This is a genomic window from Paenibacillus baimaensis, assembly GCF_025567575.1.
Map to the genome: position 1 here is coordinate 1 of NZ_JAOQIO010000029.1, position 774 is coordinate 774.

The window sequence follows — 774 nt, forward strand, 5'->3', positions numbered from 1 at the left end:
AGGATCGTTCACTGTTCATTTATCTCGGCCGCCACCAGGGTAGACCGAATTGGAAATCTGGTCACTAAACCGATTAACAGTTGCTTTTACTACTCGAACGAGATAGTTCTCCGGAATGTCTTCTTCAAAATCCATATATAGTAGAAAGATTCGACAGGATACGCGCCCTCACCTACCGGCTACCATAAAGTCGCCACTTCCGGCGAAATGCGGGGATGCGCCTGCTGTTGTGTAAGCGATAAGCCATCGAGCAGCCATCGCAGCCTCCCGCTAGGTGAGATGCAGCGGAGTTGTGCCATCGACGGACCACCCAAACATTAGGAGTTTGCCTTTTGCACAGTTCGTCCGATCACAATGGACTGTTTAATCATCGCTCTTCATAGATATTTGTCGATCTAGAGCTANAGCTACCGTCTTGCATACGCGGTTAGCTTCTTCCACAGGTCCAGTTTATAGTTGCCCGCTTAATCAAACGGCTCTTGGGCAGCGATATCGGCCTTTACTCACTTATTTTCTAACCCTTTCCCGAAGGTGGCCCACAAAATTTGATTTGGATCATTCGGGTCGTATTTGCGCTTCAATCGCTTTTTCAAACTCATCGATCAACTTAGCAAATTCGCTTACATTTGGCTCAAGTCCAAACGTACGCTTCATGTCTCTATAGTGGCGAAAAAAAGCAGCCTTCGCTTGCTCACAAGGATACCCTAATTGCTGAAGCTCCGAAATAACGCCTTGTGCATAATGTTTTTTCATCATTCGTCGGCTTATCAACTG

The 774-nt window shown here is 46.7% G+C and carries 1 protein-coding gene; it reads right to left on the reverse strand.

Annotated elements, in window-relative coordinates:
* Positions 1 to 555: 555 nt before the first annotated feature.
* Positions 556 to 774, reverse strand: a 219-nt coding sequence (locus OB236_RS10695; RefSeq protein WP_262683987.1) for a hypothetical protein, incomplete at its 5' end; no start/stop codon positions are given.